The sequence below is a fragment of the Rhodococcus sp. NPDC056516 genome, from assembly GCF_042794655.1.
GTDB lineage: Bacteria > Actinomycetota > Actinomycetes > Mycobacteriales > Mycobacteriaceae > Rhodococcus_F.
The window spans coordinates 70,272-87,204 of sequence record NZ_JBHTTG010000010.1; the positions used below are offsets into that span (position 1 = coordinate 70,272).

16 protein-coding genes are annotated in these 16,933 nt (G+C 62.3%); 9 read left to right on the forward strand and 7 right to left on the reverse strand.

The genetic code is table 11. The annotated features are described in order from the left end of the window. The 6 genes from ACFQ6Y_RS27700 (at position 1) to ACFQ6Y_RS27725 (ending at position 9,011) form a co-directional block, all read left to right on the forward strand. Positions 1 to 645: a (2Fe-2S)-binding protein gene (locus ACFQ6Y_RS27700; RefSeq protein ID WP_029256750.1), complete on the forward strand. Its 645-nt coding sequence runs from the start codon at positions 1 to 3 to the stop codon at positions 643 to 645. Then, positions 642 to 3,164, forward strand: a complete 2,523-nt coding sequence (gene cutA, locus ACFQ6Y_RS27705; protein ID WP_378639722.1) for an aerobic carbon-monoxide dehydrogenase large subunit — start codon at positions 642 to 644, stop codon at positions 3,162 to 3,164. Before ACFQ6Y_RS27700 ends, cutA begins: the two co-directional genes overlap by 4 nt. Then, complete coding sequence (locus tag ACFQ6Y_RS27710; RefSeq protein WP_378639724.1) at positions 3,161 to 3,832, forward strand: carbon monoxide dehydrogenase subunit G; 672 nt, start codon at positions 3,161 to 3,163, stop codon at positions 3,830 to 3,832. The genes cutA and ACFQ6Y_RS27710 overlap by 4 nt, the downstream gene beginning before the upstream one ends. 291 nt (positions 3,833 to 4,123) lie before the next feature. Then, a complete protein-coding gene (locus ACFQ6Y_RS27715; RefSeq protein ID WP_378639727.1) occupies positions 4,124 to 6,223 on the forward strand; it encodes a hydantoinase/oxoprolinase family protein in 2,100 nt (699 codons plus the stop codon). Beyond that, positions 6,223 to 8,163, forward strand: coding sequence for a hydantoinase B/oxoprolinase family protein (locus ACFQ6Y_RS27720; protein ID WP_378639729.1), 1,941 nt, complete (start codon positions 6,223 to 6,225; stop codon positions 8,161 to 8,163). The genes ACFQ6Y_RS27715 and ACFQ6Y_RS27720 overlap by 1 nt, the downstream gene beginning before the upstream one ends. Before the next feature lie 14 nt (positions 8,164 to 8,177). Continuing rightward, the gene (locus tag ACFQ6Y_RS27725; RefSeq protein ID WP_378639732.1) at positions 8,178 to 9,011 is read left to right on the forward strand and encodes an NmrA family NAD(P)-binding protein; all 834 of its coding nucleotides are present in this window, start codon (positions 8,178 to 8,180) and stop codon (positions 9,009 to 9,011) included. 6 nt (positions 9,012 to 9,017) lie between these two features. Here the strand turns inward: ACFQ6Y_RS27725 and ACFQ6Y_RS27730 are convergent, their stop codons facing one another. The 6 genes from ACFQ6Y_RS27730 to ACFQ6Y_RS27755 are packed head-to-tail and all read right to left on the reverse strand — an operon-like array spanning position 9,018 to position 13,441. Next, positions 9,018 to 10,028 (reverse strand): YdcF family protein, encoded by a 1,011-nt coding sequence (locus tag ACFQ6Y_RS27730; protein ID WP_378639734.1) that lies wholly within the window; start codon positions 10,026 to 10,028, stop codon positions 9,018 to 9,020. Between the two features lie 25 nt (positions 10,029 to 10,053). After that, positions 10,054 to 10,860, reverse strand: coding sequence for an ABC transporter ATP-binding protein (locus ACFQ6Y_RS27735; protein ID WP_378541383.1), 807 nt, complete (start codon positions 10,858 to 10,860; stop codon positions 10,054 to 10,056). Next, entirely contained in the window at positions 10,860 to 11,642 is a 783-nt protein-coding gene (locus tag ACFQ6Y_RS27740) for an ABC transporter permease (protein ID WP_378532687.1), read from the reverse strand. Before ACFQ6Y_RS27740 ends, ACFQ6Y_RS27735 begins: the two co-directional genes overlap by 1 nt. A 2-nt stretch (positions 11,643 to 11,644) precedes the next feature. Further along, positions 11,645 to 12,106: an ABC transporter permease gene (locus ACFQ6Y_RS27745; protein WP_378639736.1), complete on the reverse strand. Its 462-nt coding sequence runs from the start codon at positions 12,104 to 12,106 to the stop codon at positions 11,645 to 11,647. A gap of 38 nt (positions 12,107 to 12,144) precedes the next feature. Continuing rightward, positions 12,145 to 12,426 carry a hypothetical protein gene (locus ACFQ6Y_RS27750; RefSeq protein ID WP_378639738.1) on the reverse strand — a complete coding sequence of 94 codons (282 nt, stop codon included), beginning with the start codon at positions 12,424 to 12,426 and terminating at the stop codon, positions 12,145 to 12,147. A 10-nt stretch (positions 12,427 to 12,436) separates the two neighbouring features. Continuing rightward, positions 12,437 to 13,441 carry an ABC transporter substrate-binding protein gene (locus ACFQ6Y_RS27755; RefSeq protein WP_378639741.1) on the reverse strand — a complete coding sequence of 335 codons (1,005 nt, stop codon included), beginning with the start codon at positions 13,439 to 13,441 and terminating at the stop codon, positions 12,437 to 12,439. 195 nt (positions 13,442 to 13,636) lie between these two features. Between ACFQ6Y_RS27755 and ACFQ6Y_RS27760 the strand changes: the two genes are divergently transcribed. Genes ACFQ6Y_RS27760 through ACFQ6Y_RS27770 form a run of 3 tightly spaced genes read left to right on the forward strand, consistent with a single transcriptional unit; the run spans position 13,637 to position 15,658 of the window. Beyond that, positions 13,637 to 14,419, forward strand: a complete 783-nt coding sequence (locus ACFQ6Y_RS27760) for an IclR family transcriptional regulator (RefSeq protein WP_283306427.1) — start codon at positions 13,637 to 13,639, stop codon at positions 14,417 to 14,419. Then, complete coding sequence (locus ACFQ6Y_RS27765) at positions 14,416 to 15,228, forward strand: alpha/beta fold hydrolase (protein ID WP_378639744.1); 813 nt, start codon at positions 14,416 to 14,418, stop codon at positions 15,226 to 15,228. The genes ACFQ6Y_RS27760 and ACFQ6Y_RS27765 overlap by 4 nt, the downstream gene beginning before the upstream one ends. A 43-nt stretch (positions 15,229 to 15,271) precedes the next feature. After that, positions 15,272 to 15,658 (forward strand): RidA family protein, encoded by a 387-nt coding sequence (locus tag ACFQ6Y_RS27770; RefSeq protein ID WP_003946047.1) that lies wholly within the window; start codon positions 15,272 to 15,274, stop codon positions 15,656 to 15,658. A gap of 13 nt (positions 15,659 to 15,671) precedes the next feature. Here ACFQ6Y_RS27770 and ACFQ6Y_RS27775 read toward each other — a convergent pair whose 3' ends face one another. Then, positions 15,672 to 16,922, reverse strand: a complete 1,251-nt coding sequence (locus ACFQ6Y_RS27775; RefSeq protein WP_378639747.1) for a reverse transcriptase family protein — start codon at positions 16,920 to 16,922, stop codon at positions 15,672 to 15,674. Positions 16,923 to 16,933: the final 11 nt, after the last annotated feature.

A 16,933-nucleotide genomic window follows, 5' to 3' on the forward strand; every position in this document is an offset into this window, starting at 1 on the left:
ATGTCCAAAAACGATCGCTCCATCGATGATCAACTTGCCGAGCTGGCAGCAGATACCGGTGAACACCATGTGGCCGTGACGTTCACGCTCAACGAGGTGACGAGCACCGTCGTTCTCCCCTCCCGCACTCTGGCCTCGGACGCCATTCGTCACCACCTCCGTAAGACGGGCACGCACGTCGGTTGTGAACACGGCGTGTGTGGTGCGTGCACCGTGCTGCTCGACGGAAAGCCGGTGCGATCCTGCCTCGTCCTCGCCGCCAGTCTCGAAGGTCGATCGATCACCACCGTCGAAGGACTCGTCGAGCCGGACGGCACCTTGCATCCGGTTCAGCAGGCGTTCAAGGATTGTCACGGCCTGCAGTGCGGATTCTGCACTCCGGGATTCGTGACGACCATCGCGGCATTTCTCGAGGAGAACCCCAATCCCACGCGTGAGGAAGCAACGGACGCTATAGCGGGAAACCTCTGCCGTTGTACGGGATACCAGAACATCAGGGCGTCGGTTCTGCGCGCAGCCGAGATCAAGCGTGAACGAGCCGGGCAGTTCCCGCTCGGAATCGACGACGCATCCACTCGGGAGGCGTTGGATCGCAAGGTGCGGGGAACAACGAATCCCGTCGGAGGACGGGCGGGTAAGGCATGAGTACTCCGGTCAAACCAGCAAAGCGCAACGGGGCGAAGCACCCCGCCTCCGATCATTCGACGGCCGATCATTCGGTTGCCGACGACGGCAAGTTCTTCGGCAAACCGATTCCGCGCGAGGAAGATACGCGTCTGCTCAGCGGTCAGGGGCGGTATCTCGACGATCTGGGCCACAACGCGCTGATCGCGGCATTCGTCAGGTCGCCGCATGCACATGCGCGAATCGTCGACATCGACATCGATCAGGCACTGGAAGTGCCTGGCGTACATGCCATCTACACCTACGAAGATCTCCTGGCCGACACCCCGGAAATGGCGGAGAACCTGCCACTGCTCATTCCGCATCCGGGAATCATCGCTCCGCGTAACGGGTACCCCCTTGCGAAGGACGAGGTGAACCACGTCGGAGAAGCCATCGCCATGGTGGTCGCCGACAATCGGTACATCGCCGAGGATGCGTGCGCGAAGATCGATGTCACGTACGAGACATTGAAGCCGGTAGTGGGAATCGACGTCGCCCGCACCGCCGACAACGCCGTCCATGCCGATGTCCCGGACAACATCGCCGCTCATCTGCAGCACGGGTTCGGCGATCCGGACGCCGAACTTGCGTCCGCGCCGCACCGACTGACGCTGGATCTCGAAATCGAGCGTTCGGCATCCATGCCGATGGAGGGCAAGGGTGTCTACGCACGCTGGGACGGCGACGAGAACACCCTCACGTTCTGGACCTCCACCCAGACGTCTACCTCCGCCCGCGCCGCCGTTGCTGCGCGATTGGGTATGGCACTGAACAAGGTTCACTGCATCGCTCCCGACGTCGGCGGTGGATTCGGTGTCAAGATCGTCCATCCGTGGCCCGAAGAAGTGATGGTCACGTGGGCTGCGCGACGCCTCGGCCAGGCCGGCATCTCCTGTGAGGTGAAATGGGTCGAGGATCGCCGTGAGCACTTCATCTCGAGCGCACACGAGCGCGGACAGATCCAGAAGATCGACATCGGGTTCGACGACGAGGGTCGTCTGTTGGCTTTCGACTTCACGTTCTGGCACGACAACGGCGCGTACCTGCCGTACGGGATCATCGTCATGATCAACACCGCGACGCAGGTTCTCGGGCCGTACAAGCCGAAGTCGTTCCGGGTCAACGCTTATTCGCTGTACACCAACACGGTCATCGTGACCCCGTACCGCGGTGCCGGACGTCCGCAGGCCGTGTTCGCGATGGAGCGATCCATGGACGCCATCGCCAAGTACCTGAACAAGGACAAGATCGCGGTCCGGGAGGCGAACTTCATTCGCCCCGAGGACATGCCGTACGACTTCGGCCTCATGTTCCAGGACGGGCGCCCGTTGATCTACGACACGGGTGACTACCAGGCCGGTATCGACAAGCTCAAGAAGCTCATCGACTGGGACGGATTTCCCGAGTACCAGAAGAAGGCTCGCGCCGAAGGGCGGTCGGTCGGCATCGGCATCGGCGCGTACGTCGAGGGAACCGGTCCCGGACCCTACGAAGGCGCCCACGTAGTGGTCGAGACGTCCGGAAAGGTCAAGGCGGCAACAGGCTTGACGACGCAGGGGCAGGGCCACCAGACAGCGTTCGCCCAGATCGTTGCAGACGATCTCGGAGTCAAGGTCTCCGACGTCGAGATCGTCACCGGTGACACTCGCCGGTTCGGTTATGCCGTCGGCACTTTCGCCTCACGTGGCGCGGTCATGTCGGGTTCGGCTTTCCATGTCGCGGCGCAGATGGTCGCGGAGAAGGCGAAGAAGATCGCGTCCGGAATCTTGAATCTGCCGGAAGCCGAACTGGAACTCCAGGGTGGCCACGTGTGCAAACTCGGCACCGAGCCTGGGGTGGAAGGTACTTCTGTACCGCTGAGTGTTGTTGCCGTGCTGTCGAACCCGCTGCGATATGCGTTCGACCGTGAATCGAAGTTGGCTACCGGTTTCGCCAAGACCGACACGGACATGTCGAAGCCGCCGATTCCCGAGGGCGAGCAGCCGGGTCTGGAAGCCACCGGCTACTACTCGCCGCCCAGTTCGACTTTCGCTTCGGGAGTGCACGCGGCGATCGTCGAAACCGATCCCGTCACGGCCGAGATCACGGTCCGTCGTTACGTCGTCATCCACGACTGCGGAAACGTGATCAATCCGCGCATCGTCGAAGGCCAGGTCATGGGCGCCGTTGCGCAAGGTATCGGCGGAGCACTCTACGAGCGGATCGTCTACGACGAGCATGGCCAGATGCTCAACGCGTCGTACATGGACTTCTTGATGCCGTTTGTCACCGAGATGCCGGATTCACTCGAGATGGATCACACCGTCACGCCGTCGGGGCTCAACCAACTCGGTATGAAGGGCGCCGGTGAGGCCGGTGTGATCCCCACCAGCGCCGTCATCGCGGCTGCCATCGAGGACGCCGAAGGAATCTCGATCACGTCCATGCCTATTTCACCGTCCGAACTGTTCGAACTTCGACTCGCACATGCGGGTTCGTCATCAGAGGAGAATGCATGAGAATCGCCGGCACCGCGCAGCTGACGGCACCTCGAGAAGAGGTCTACGACAAGCTCCAGGACGGTCGTGTACTGGCCGCGACCATTCCCGGTGTGCAGTCGCTCGAGCAGCTCACGGACAATCACTACAAGCTCTCGATCATGGCGGGGGTCGCGTCGATCAAGGGCGTTTACGACGGCGAAGTTGTTCTTTCGCAACAGAATCGGCCCAATTCGTTTGTCATGACGGCTTCGGGCGCTGGTGCTCCCGGCACCGTGAAGGCGGACGTCACGGTCACGTTGACGGAGAACGAGGGTGGCACGCTGCTTTCGTACGACGCCGACGCGGTGGTCGGCGGGATGGTCGGCGGCGTCGGACAGCGGATGATCACCGGTGTCGCCAAGAAGATGGCCGGGGTGTTCTTCAAGAGCATCGACGGCGTCATCGCCAACGGCATTCCCGAGAAGGTCACGACCGCCGTGGCGGCGGCAATACCGGCAGCGTCGGTCGAGGCGGTGCCGGTAGTTTCAGGAGCTGTCGCGGCACCGGCGATTCTTCCGGCTGCTGCACCGACCGCGGGTGGCGCCGATGCTCGCACCGTGATGGTCAGCGCCGTCGTCGGAGCGGCCATTGCTTTGTCAGGTGTTGCTATAGGCGGATTCCTGGCGCGTTCTGGTTGTCGCGAGTAGTTCAGCAGCGTATCGACAGGGCTTCCACAGCTGTTTTGCGATGAGGGAAACGCCCCGAACCGACCAGGTTCGGGGCGTTTTTCACGTCCGCGTAACCCGCTGGGGCGCGGGCGAAGATCCGCTCGTGATCGTGCGCCGAACCTTGGTCCCCCGATTCGGCGAATTGTGACAAAGAATCCGCTCTTCCGAACCTGTGGAATAGCACTACACGTCAGGTACGAGCCACTCACCGGCTAGGCCACACCGTCGATCGGTACCAGACGAGACGAGCCAAAGATCTCAGGAGGAAGCGTGGAACCCAGGAAGATTCGGGTCGGTATCGATACCGGCGGAACGTTCACCGACATCGTGGCAGTGGACGACGAAACCGGCGCCATCGTCACCACCAAGACCCCGTCCACCCCGGCGGACCCCGCCGAGGGCTTTCTCGCCGGTATCGAGAAAGTGCTCGCCAAGCTCGGCGAGAGCGGCGACTCCATCGGTGCGGTCAGCCACGGCACGACCGTCGCGACCAACAAACTGCTCGAAGGCAAGGTGGAGAACCTCGGCTTCATCACCACCGAGGGTTACGAGCACGTTCTCGAAATCGCTCGTCAGTCGGTGCCGGACGGTTACGGCAACTCGTACTTCTGGGTCAAGCCCGAACGCATCGTTCCTGCCGATCGGGTACGCACCGTCGGCGGACGGCTTTCCTTCGACGGCAGCGAGATTCGCCCACTCGACGAAGAGAGCGTCCGCAGCGCAGCGCAGTTCTTCAAGGACCGCGGCATTCGCACCATCGGTGTCTGCCTCATGCACTCGTACGCCGATCCGACGCACGAGGAGCGCGTACGCGACATCCTCTTCGAAGTTTTCCCCGACGCGACGGTGAGCATCTCGAGCCAGGTGCTTCGTGAGTATCGCGAGTACGAGCGGTCCATCACCACACTCGTGGACGCCGCGGTCAAGCCGAACATCCGCAACTACGTGAACAACATCGCGAATCGTCTGCGTGAGTTCTCGACCACCGACGGCGAACCTCGCGACATCCCGTTCTACGTCATGAAGTCCAACGGCGGTGTCCTCTCGGCCAAAGAGGTGGTTCATCAGCCTATTACGACAGTGCTCTCCGGACCGGCTGCTGGCGCTCTCGGTGCCGCGCTGATCGCCGACGCGGCCGGCGTCGAGCAAGTGTTGACCTGTGACGGCGGCGGAACGTCGACGGACGTCACCGTCGTGGTTCGCGGCGAGCCCGCGCTGACCACCGAAGGGCGAGTGGGCAACTACCCGTCGAAGATCCCGATGATCGACGTCGTGACCGTCGGCGCCGGTGGCGGGTCGATCGCGTGGATGACACCGGAACACACCCTCCGGGTCGGACCTCAGTCGGCGGGCGCCGATCCCGGACCGTTGTGCTACGGCAAGGGCGGTAGCGAACCGACCATCACCGATGCGCATGTCTTGCTGGGGCGCATCCCACCCCATCTGCTCGGTGGCGAGATCCCCCTCGACACCGAACTGGCACGCAAGGGACTCGAAGAACTTGCAGCACAGCTGAGTCTGGGTTACGAGGAGTGCGCGGTCGGCGTCCTCGAGGTCTCGGCATGGAACCAGGCCAACGCCCTGCGTCAGATCACCGTCAAGCGCGGTCTCGACGTTCGCGACTTCACCCTCGTGACCTTCGGTGGCTCCGGCTCCCTGCTCGCCTGCCGCCTCGTTGACATCCTCGGCCTGAAAGATGTTCTCGTCCCACTCAATCCGGGTAACGTCTCTGCGTTCGGTCTACTGACGGTCGACGTGCGCAACGACTACGTTCAGACTCATGTCAGCCGCCACGACCGGTTGAAGGCGGAAGACCTGCAGAGCCAGTTCGACGCGTTGGCCGGCGAGGCCGAGATCGCGCTCGCCGAAGAAGGTTTCGACGAGACGCAGCGCAAGTACTCCCGGACTGCGGACCTTCGCTACCTCGGTCAGGCGTTCGAGGTACGTGTCCCCGTGGCGGAAGGCACCGTCACGGCGCAGATCATGGACGACGCGGCCGAGGCATTCCACCAGGCACACCGTGAACTGTACGGCTACGACTTCCGGGGAGACCCGTCGCAGCACGTGGAATGGGTCAACCTGCGCGTGAGCGGCATCGGCCCGATCAAGCGTCCGACACTCAAGGAAATCCCCGCCGGAAACGGTGCCGAGACCGCCCGAACCGGTTCGCGCCAATCCTATTTCGACAGCTGGGTCGAGACGGCCACCTACGATCGCACACTGCTCGGTGCGGGTGACGTCATCGAAGGACCCGCCGTGATCGAGGAGTTCAGCTCGACTGTTCCGATCCATCCCGGATTCTCGGCACGTATCGACACCTTCGGGAACATTCGTATCTCGAAGTCTTCCGACTCGAACGGAGTGAAGTGATGACCGCCATTCTCGATGCTGCTGCTGCCACCGCGGCCAAGCCGTACCGACTCACCGCTACCGACGGCGCGTCACCTGATCCGATTCTGGTCGAGATCGTCGCCGGTTACCTGGCCAGCGTGGAGATGGAGGTGGAGACTTCCATCTCGCGCACCTCGCGCTCACCGATGATCCGTGACGCTCACGACTTCCGCGCCGGTATTCACGACCGGAACCTCCGCAAGCTCACGGGCCGTTCGTATTCCGCCCTGGTTCATCCGATCGCGCGGGACTTCCCGCTCGAGACGATGAAGCCGGGAGACGTGTACTTCCACAACGACGTCTACCTGTCCGAAGGTGGCATCGGCCATCTCCCCGACCTCTGCGTCACCGTGCCTGTCTTCGCCCGCGTCACTCCCGATGCCGAACCCAAAGTTGTCGCCTTCGTTCAGGCATTCGGCCACCACGACGACATCGGCGGTTGCTGCCCCGGCTCCATGCCGTCCGGTGCCACCACGGTGTACGAAGAGGGACTGATGGTTCCGCCGATCAAACTGTGGGACCAGGGCGTTCCCAACGAGGCGGCGCTGCGCATCATGACGCGCAACTCCCGCATGCCCGACGCTCTCGCAGCCGACCTCGACGCCGAGTGCTCGGCGTGCCTGATGGGTGCGCGTCGACTCACCGAATTGTTCGAGCGCTACGGCGTCGACACCGTCGAGTCGTGCTTCGACGCGATGATGGACGCGACCACCGAGACGTACCGCCGCGAGATTCTCAGCAAGATCCCGGTCGGTGAGTACACCTGGGAGGACTACGCAGAGCACGACGGCGTGGACGAGCCGATGCTCCACATCCAGCGAATCACGCTCACGAAGACGCGGCCGGAAGACGAGGGCGGCGAGCGACTCATCTTGGACTTCAACGGAACCGGACCGCAGGCAAAGGGCCCGATCAACCACTGCGGCGACTACGCGGACGGAAACTTCCTCATCAAGTGGTTGGCGCCGATTCTGCGTAACCTCGCGGACACCCCGGAGCGCATGGCAGAACTGGATGTCAACGAGGGCGTCGTACCGCTGATCGAGATGAAGTTCCCCGAGAAGGGAACACTGATCACCCCGATCTTCCCCGCCCCCACCAACGCTCGCACGTTTGTCATCCTTCGTCTGCTCGGAGTGCTGGCCGGCGCGGTGGCCAAGGCTGTGGACGGCAACATGCCCGCCGATCAGGAGACCATCAGGTACACCGGTGTTTACGGTGAGGACTTCGAGGGTCACTCGTACCTCATGCGAGAGGTGCTCGGCGGAGGTTCCGGCGGACGCTACTACGCCGACGGCGAGGACACGATTCACGTCGTTCCCGATTCACGGAACCTGCCGACCGAGTTCACCGAGAGCCGTTTCCCCTTCATCGTCGAAAAGCTCGGTCTGGCTATGGATTCGGGCGGAGCCGGACGTTACCGCGGTGGCCTGGGATACGAGAAGCACATCCGCATGCTCAAGGATGCTCACTTCATGTCCATCGCGGACCGTTCGATTCTCGCCTGCTGGGGAGTCAAGGGTGGCAAGGCCGGTCGGCCGTTCTCCGTCGTCCTGGATCCGGGTGGACCGAACGAGCGTGAGTTCGACGCGCTGACCGATGCCGAGCCGATCAAGGCCGGCGAGGTCGTACGGATTCGTACCACCGGTGGCGGCGGTTGGGGAGATCCACTGGAGCGTCCCACCGAGGAAGTTTTGCGAGATATTCAGTGGCGCAAGGTTTCGGTCGAAGGCGCACGCGACGACTACGGAGTTGTCGTGATCGACGGTGACGAGCCGTCTGTCGACGAGGCTGCTACCACGGAGCTCCGGGATCAGTTGCGCTCGGAGCGCGGTGAGAACGAACCCTTCTTCGATCGGGGTCCGGGCTACGCGCAGCTTTCGGGTGGCGCCACCTCAGCGGTCTACGACTACGTCTAGGACGGAAAACTCTCATGGAGAACGGAATTGCTCGCGGCGCCGACATTGCGGTGATCGGCGCCGCGGGTAAGACCGGTGAGGCAGTTGTCGCAGCACTTCCGCCGAGCGTGACAGTTCGGCGACTGGTGCGGAAGGCGCGTGTCGACGGCGACTTCGAGGTAGAACTGGAAACCGGAAGCGGACTGCGCAAGGCGCTCGCCGGATGCCGGGGCGTGTATTTCATCGCCCCCAACGTCCATCCCGACGAGCCGGCACTTCTTCGCAATGCGCTGACGGCAGCGGCTTCGGCGGGAGTGGAGCACTTTGTCTATCACTCCGTCGCGTGGCCGTTCAGCCCGTCCATGCCGCATCACCTGGACAAAGCCAAGTGTGAGGACGAACTGCATCGCTCCCCGCTGAAGTGGACTGTGTTGCAGCCGTGTGCGTATGCCGAGAACTTCGAGGCGGTACTCACTGGTCGATCCGAGACCGTCGTCTTGCCGTACAGCGCGGACACGAAATTCTCGTTCGTGAGTTTGGCGGACGTGGCGGCCGTTGCCGCTGTGGTTCTGAGCGAGGGCCCGGGTGAGCATCACGGAGCGACGTACGAAGTGGGCGGCCCTGAAGCTCTGAGCGTCATGGAGGTGGCACAGATGGTGGAGAAGCAGACGTCACGGACCGTCACGATAGATCAGATCAGCGTGGATCAATGGCGCGAACGGATCGGCAACGACCTCGACGTCAACGCCAGCTCGCGTCTGGCCGCGATGTTCGACTTCTACAACCACCATGACTTCCTCGCCGGCAGTGCGGCCGTCGAACTGCTGTTGGGTCGCCGACCGACGGGAATCGAGAGCCTGATTCGGTGAACCTTGCTACGAAATGCCTCCTGCCGCCCAGACCACCAGCGGAGGTAGGGCGGCCAGGATCAGGCAGACCGTTCCGTTGAGCCACTTGTGCTCCACCGTGACGGCGGCGAACTCGCGCAGAATGGCGCTCGGTAGGTAGTAACGGGCGGTGTGGGAACCGATGACTTCCGCATCCAACCCGAGGCTTCGGGCAAACGTCGCGGTTCGAAGGATGTGGAAGTTGCTGGTGACCAGAACCATTCGAGGGTCCGTGGTGTCGGCGCGGAGGAGGTCCCGCGTGTACTCGAGGTTCTCGAGCGTGGTGGTCGAGCGGTCCTCGAGCATCACGTTCTCGCGCGGGATTCCGTGATCGACGAGGTAGGCGCACATTGCCTCCGCCTCGCTGACGATCTCGTCCGAACCCTTCCCGCCACTGACGACCAACAGCGGTGAACGTCCTTCGCGGACCTCGGCACGAAAGACGTCCGCGGCCTTGTCCAGACGGCTGGCAAGCAGGGGCGTCACGTCGGCGCCCGAAAGCCCGGCGCCGTGTACCACTATCGCGTCCATCCCGGGCTGGTACTTCTGGCGTCCGTAGACGTAGGAGTAGAGCAGAAAACTCGTGAACAAGAACCCCAGGTACGACGCGACAAGACTGAATGATCCGAGAACGACTGCGAGCCAATACCTCTGCGTCAGCATTGCGGATGCGAGCAGCACATAGGGAACGAGCAGTCCGAGGCCGGCGACGAGCGAGAGCAGATTTGCGACGCTGAATCCCTCGCGCCGCAGCATCGTGACCCCGTTGACGATCAGGAACCCTGCGAGCAGGAGCACCAGCAACGGCGAGAGCAGAGCGATCGTCGCGATCACGAACGACGGGACCTCGGTTCCCGGCGCACCCGACTGCAACATCCAGAGGCCGGTGAAGATCAGTCCCAGAAGTAGATAGACACCGTTGCTCAGCCTCCGCCTGTCCTGTCTGAACCGGTAGCCGCAGAAGCCGAGCAGCGCGAGGCCGATGAGGAGAAGGATCACGGAGCCAGCCTAGGCGAGGCGCCTACTACACGGGCGCCACCACCTTCGACTGCTGGATCGACGTCAGCACTCTCGTGCGGGCCTCGATGAACAGTGGGTCCGCTTTGGTGGTCAGTTGATCTCGCGCACCGGTCAACGGAACGTCGACGATGTCCTGCATCAACGCCGGGGTTCCGCCGAGGACGACCACCCGGTCCGACAGGTACACCGATTCGTCGACGTCGTGGGTGACCAGGAGGACAGTGATGCCAAGATCACGTTGAAGGGTGAGCAGCAGGTCCTCAAGTTCCGCGCGGGTCTGCGCATCGACCGACGCAAAGGGTTCGTCCATGAGAAGTACCTGCGGTCGATAGGCGAGAGCGCGAGCTATCGCCACTCTCTGCTGCATTCCGCCGGACAACTGCCAAGGGTACGAACGCGCAGCACCTTCCAGACCGACGACGGTGAGTGCCTCGGTTACCCTCTCGTCCTGAACCTTGCGTGCCAGGCCGTTGCCCCGCAGCGGCAGGCGAACGTTCTCGCCCACTCGAAGCCAGGGCATCAGTGTGCGTCCGTAATCTTGCGACACGAGCGCAAGAGTGGCGGGCGGAGCGTCGATTGCGATCCCGGCGATGCGGACCTCACCCGTAGTCGGCTTCTGCAGACCGGCGATGCAACGAATCAACGTGCTCTTGCCGATTCCGGAATGTCCGACGATGCAGACGATTTCTCCCGGTGCAACCGAAAGATCGATCCCGCGAAGCACTTCGCGGCCGGTAGGTCCGCCGTAGGTCACTCCGAGGCCGTTCAGTTCGACTGCGGGGGTGGATGCCGCAGATTCTGTGGATGACATCAGTTTCCTTTCACTGCGAGTGCGCCGTGGGTCCGAGGCTGCCATCTGAGCAACCATCGTTCGATCACGCCGTAGCCGACGTTGAGCACGTACCCGATGATTCCGAGCAGGAGGATTCCGGACCACATGTCTGCGATGGCAAAGGTCTGTTGCGCGACGATCACGAAGTGACCGATACCCGCAGTGGAGACATACATTTCGCTGCCGACCATGATGACGACGCCGATCGCGAGACTGGTACGGATACCGACCGTTATCTGAGGCATCGCTCCGGGGAGGAGTACCTGCGTGACCAGCAGGGGTGTTCGGATGCGATAGCTGCGCGCCACCAATCGAATACTCGGGTCGATGGAGCGAATGCCGTCGAGGGTGTTGAGGAGTATCGGCCAGACCGCGCCGAAAGCGATGGCGGCGACGTTGCCCGAAGAACCTGTGCCGAAGACGATGAACAGGGCCGGCAGTACGGCCAGTGCGGGTATGGCACGGAAGAATTGGAGAAACGGATCGGCGATGTCTGCAGCCAGTGGAAACAGTGCAAGAAGAAGGCCGGCCCCGATGCCGAGCACCAGTGCTACGGCGAGACCGAAGCCGAGATTGGTCAGGCTGGGCACTACATCGCGTGCAAATCCTGCCCCGAACCAGTTGTCCACAAATGCTTTCCAGATTCGTGACAGCGGCGGAAAGTACGGAGACTTACTCGACGCGGATCCGAAGTACCATACGACGACGATCAAGATCGGCAACCACAGCTCCCACGCGAGGAGTCGAATCCCGGACATCATTCTCACGTCGTCATCCTCCTCGGGATGTAATGCCAAGCAAGTAAACGATTCTCGATTGCCATCACAGCGAAGGCGAGCAGCATACCGAGCACTCCGGCGACGATGATCAGTGCGAACATTCGATCGGGAACGGATTGGCTCAGCAGGATTTCCTTGCCGAGTCCGGGAACGCCGGCGATCAGTTCGGCGCCGATGGTCAGTAGCAAGCTCAGTGTTGCCGAGATACGAATTCCCGTGAAGATGTACGGCATCGACGCGGGTGCAACTACGAGAGCGAGTCTGCGCCACAGGGGAAGCCGGAAGGATCGTGCGGTGGCGAGTAGTTCCGGATCGACGTTGCGGACGCCGTGGATGGTCTGGAGCAGGATCGGCCACACGCTCACCGCCACGATCAGCGCCACCGCCATACGTTGTGTCGGGCCCATGATCAACAGAAAGAGCGGGATGATCGCGAGCGGAGGCACGGTCCGGCAGAAGTCGATGACGAAGCGGGAAGAGACAGTCAGAAACGGTGCGCGGCAAGCAGCAGTCCTGCCGGGATACCGATCACCAGACACAGGGCCAATCCGATGGCGGTTGTGGTCAAGGTCTGTCCCAATGACGTCCACAGCGAGGACGTGCTGAGCTCGTCCACGAACGCCACTGCCACGTCACTGAACTTCGGAACACCCTTGACGTTCTCGTCGCCCAGCATTCCGAAGACCTGCCAGGCGGCTGCCAACGCGAAGAGCGTCAGCAGCCGTCCGAGCAGTACCTGCCTGCGGCGTGTTTTCGGGGTTGTCAAGGCAGACAACTCAGTTGGCCGGAGTCAGCAAGGAATCGCTGTCAACCGACTCCGTCAGAACCCCGTACTTGACCAGCAGTTCGATCTCCGTGCCGAGTGCGCCCGGTTCTACTACTGCGACGAACTGAGGATTCTTGCTGTTGGCCAGCATTTCGAGCGGAATCTTGGCTTGTGTCGAGAGTGCAGCCTTGACCGCGCCCGGGTTCTGATTGGCGTAGTTCACTGACTTGGCCAGCGCTGTACGGAATTTCGCGAGTGAGTCCGGGTTCGCATTGACAAACGAATCCGAAGCGACCAGCGAGGTCCCCGGAACACCGGGTGCGGCCAAGGGGAAGGGGTGGCCGAGGATCTTCAGCCCCGAGTCGGTTGCTTTACTCAGGAACGGATCGATGAGGAATGCCGCGTCGGCCCCGCCGGTGGAAACCAGGTCGCCGAGGTTGGGCATGGGCGCCTGAATGAACGAGACCTTGTCCGCTGCTCCGCCGGATTTCTCCACCGCGGCAGAGATGACTGCTTCGCTGACGGACTTCAAACCGCTGATCGCGACGGTCTTGCCTTCGAGGTCACGGAAGCCGCTGATGGAACTGTCCTTGGCGACCACGAGACCGGACTGGTCGACGCTGTCATTTGCGGCAAAATTCGTGAGCCCGCCGACAATGGTGACGGGCATGTTCTGGCTGCGTGCCTGAATTGCGGCAGCGGCAGTCGTGGCCGCCATATCTGCATTTCCGCTGAGCAGCAACGGAATTTGAGCCGACGAGCTGGCCCCACCCTCGACCAGTTGAATGTCGAGCCCCTCATCGGTGAAGAATCCCTGCTCCATACCCAGCCAGATCGGTGCGAAGTCCGCGATCGGTTGAGGTGCGATACGAATCGTGGTGGTCTGGGTGCCCCCGTCGTCGGAGGCCGTGGCGTCGCTCGAACAGCCTGTCAGTGCCAAAGCAGCTGTCGCAACCGCGGCCAGGGCAACAACTCTGAACCGTGGTGTCGACCGAAGGGTATGTCCAACCGTCATGTCCGAAAGCCTCTCGCTGGGAAAGATAGGACTTCCTTGCCGGGAGTCCGGTGGGAAGGTGAAGACGCTCAAAGAATTCCGTACGCCGGAACGATTGTTGTGACTATAGTAATTTCCTAGGCGAATGCCAAGGGTTTTCCAAGAACACGAGATTTCGGATCGCCGGGTACTCACACGGCACCGGGAGGGGATCGGATGACGAAGGGTTCTGCGTCCGCCGTCGACAAAGCGCTGGATCTGCTCGAGGCCATCGCGCGCTCGACCACGCCGATGAAGCTCAGTGAACTGGCAGAAGAAGTCGGGATGCTCCGCCCGACTGCGCACCGAGTGCTCGGAGAACTCGCGAACCGTGGTTGGGTCTTCCGCTACGACGGTCGCTACCTCCCTGGACCGGCTGCGCTGCAGGTTTCCCACGAAGCAGCCGCGCATTCCTTGGCGGCCTTGTGCGATCCGACCATGCAGGCGCTGTCCGAGAGCACGGACATGATGGTGAATCTGCAGGTCCTCGAGAGCGGCGGGACTCGGATCATCGCGGCGCTGCGTCCCGAGCGGCTCAAGATGATCACTCGGATGCTCGGGGATCTGCTTCCGCCGCACCGGTTCGCGGGTCCGCTCGCGTTGGTGGCGGCACTCGAGGACAACACTCGGGCGCCTTACCTGGCAATGGTGGAAAAGAGTGGCTATCCACTCGAAGGCCCCACCGGGTTCCTCGCCGACATCGCCGAGACGCAGAAAACCGGATTCGCCGTTGTCCACAAACGATCTCAGGACATCATCGGTTCGGTCTCGCGTGCAGTGTCTTCCCGCAAGGGGTCTCCGCTCTGTGCGTTGACGGTGATCGGTTTCGATACCGACTTCGATGCGAAAACGACGCGAATGGTCGAAGAACACCTGCTGCGGGCCACCGATGAAGTGCAGCAACTCCTCACTGACCACACTTCGGGCAAGCGCCCGTCCGACACAGGAGAAGAAGGATGATTTCACGGACCGAGGGCTTCATCACCGTCGCAGACGGCGAACGGGTCTGGTACGAGACTGCCGGCGAGGGCCCGGATCTGATTCTCACGCACGGTCTCGGCGGAAATGCGGCCGTCTGGTACCAGCAGGTGCCCTACTTCGCTCAGCACTATCGGGTGATCAGCTGGGATCAGCGAGGATTCGGCCGCTCTACCAACGAGAACGGCAACCACGGCCCGGTAGCGGCAGTCTCTGATCTGATCGAAATCATGGACCTGTTGGCGGTTGATCGAGCGCACGTGGTCGGCCAGTCGATGGGCGGTTGGGCCGCATTGGGGACCGCGATCGCTGTTCCGGACCGGGTGGAGTCGGTAGTGCTGGCCTGCACGACCGGCGGCATTTCCGTCGGATTCGGTCCGGACAGCGCACCTCCCCTCACCGCAGCACCCGTCACCGCGCGGCCCCTGGGGGAACATCCCGCTGTGGGCGGACGGCTGCCGAGCTTGGACATGGCCAGGGCATATCTGTACCAAGCTCTCGGCACGTTCGGTCATCGCCCACCTGACACCGAGTTTTTCCGAATTCTCAAGGCCCACAACTATTCGCCGGCCGAACTTGCGGCGGTGGCTGCACCGGTTCTCCTGATCGCAGGTGAGCTGGACGATTTGATGACACCCGAGCGGATTCGCAGCGCTGCCGAGTTCCTGCCTCACGCAGAAGTGGTCGAGCTTGCCGACCGCGGCCACTCCCCTTATTTTGAGGACCCACACGCGTGGAACGAGTTGGTGGCGCACTTCCTGGCCGATGTTCGTGCCCGTCCAGTGCGCTGAAATCGGCTACTCGCCAAACATATTCCACTTCCGAGGAGACCTAATGGATTCATCTCAGACTGTCGAGTTCATCCCACCCGCTTTCGACACACCGTTCTCCACCGGAGTGCGCGTCGGAGACGTTCTGTATCTGTCGGGTCAGATCGGCATGCTTCCCGACGGGACCTTGGCCGACGGCTTCGAAGCGCAGGCCCGCCAGACCATGGAGAACATCGTCGCTTCGTTGATCGCCTACGGATCCGGTGTCGAAGCGATCTTCAAATGCACTGTCATGCTTGACGACATGTCTCGCTGGCAGGAGTTCAACAAGGTCTACCTCGAGTACTTCCCGGCGTCGAGACTGCCGGCCCGCAGTGCGTTCGGAACAGATGGACTGGCGCTGGGTGCGCACATGGAAGTCGAATGCATGGCGTACACACCGCGGGTCTGACTGCTCGCGCGCACTAGTCGTCCCAATCCACACGTTCAGCCAGGCGCAGCAATGTGCGTCGGCGCGTAGTGCTGGTTTCGCCGATGTGCGCGATCCGGCCGTAGACGTGAGCCCGAAAGTTCTCGATCCCGTCCCGATTCTGTTCCTGCGCAGACGTATTGGCGGCATTGTGAAGCAGGGCGCGCAGACGATCGTAATCGTCCCGCGGATACGACGGTTGGTCGTTGATCACCAGTCCGGTGAGGTGTTGGCGTCGATGAGGGCGCATCACCTTGGTCTTTCGCGGATGGACGGCAAACCCTTCGTCCCTGGCGATTTGCTCAACCGTCCACAGGAGGGTGCCGACGTCTGCCACTTCGATTCCGGAGAAGGCGAGGTCGTCGGCATATCGGGTGTAGGTGAGCCAGTTCGCTTGTGCGAGCCCGCTCAACCGGATGTCGAGTTTGCGCGCGACGAGATTCGCCAGTGCAGGCGAAGTGGGCGCACCCTGAGGCAGATGCGCGGTTCGTAGCTGCGACGCCTGTGCGTACGGCAGACCGCGCAGGGTATCGGCAGGTGTTGTGACGGTGCACAATCCGGTGAGAGCTCCTGCCACTGCGGGTGGATACCCGAGGGCGGCGAAGATCGCGTGGACTCGCTCACCGGTGATCGACGGGAAGAACTGTGCGAGGTCCACACCGATCACGATTTCCGACTGTGCGTGCGGCGCTGCAAAAGTCAGCGGACTTCGACCACGGACAAACCCGTGGGCCGCGTCGTGTGCGGGCACCTGGTCGAGTATGCGGCGCAATATCTTCCGTTGGATTTCGCGCAACCGGGGTTTCGGTATCTCGAGGAGGCGAGCGCCGGCCTTCTTGCTGATCTGCATTGGCCGGTAGTGGCGTAGCGGTAGGGGTTTCGTACGCAGCCACTCCCCGCGGTCGGCAAACCACTCGAGTTCGGAGATCGTCAGATCCAGTGAACGCGCCAGATCCGCACTGGTGTTGTAGCGGGGGACGTCGAACCGCCACACCGAGGATTCGTTGGTGTCGAGTGAGACCGGGACTGGTCGAAGCCGCGGCAGTTCGCGTAGCAATCGGTACAGGGTCTGTGGTTCGAACGGTGGGGCCGGCATGAGGTCGAGCACTCGGACGGCGAGCGATGTCGCTGAGACACCGTGGACCGTTCCGAATGCATCTTCGAGCCCACCGAGAGTCCATGGAGCGTCAGCGGCTGCAACTGCCAGGAGTCGCGCCAACTCGGGATCGAGTTCGAAGTCACGCATGATTCGAGCCC